Origin of the sequence: Olleya sp. 1-3 (assembly GCF_002836085.1) — a bacterium.
Taxonomy (GTDB): Bacteria; Bacteroidota; Bacteroidia; order Flavobacteriales; family Flavobacteriaceae; genus Olleya; species Olleya namhaensis.
Genome location: NZ_PJBW01000051.1, coordinates 1 through 251, shown reverse-complemented (window position 1 = coordinate 251; position 251 = coordinate 1). Strand labels below are relative to the sequence as shown.

1 protein-coding gene is annotated in these 251 nt (G+C 36.7%); it reads left to right on the top strand.

The genetic code is table 11. The features are described from left to right. A partial coding sequence (locus CXF54_RS13020; protein ID WP_198551078.1) for an Ig-like domain-containing protein occupies positions 1–251 on the top strand: 251 nt, incomplete at both ends.

Here is a 251-nt window from a genome sequence, read left to right as displayed (position 1 = left end):
ATTTCTAACGATTTTGATCCTGATGGTGATACAATTACTGTAACTAATACGACTACTCCGGATAACGGAACAGTTACTATTAGTCCTACAGGCGAAATTATCTATACTCCTAATGATGGGTTTATTGGTGAGGATACTTTTACTTACACTATATGTGATGATGCTAATCCTGCACTTTGTGATACTGCAACTGTAACAGTAACTGTGCAACCTACTGATTCGCCTAATACAACTAATGCTAATGATGATGC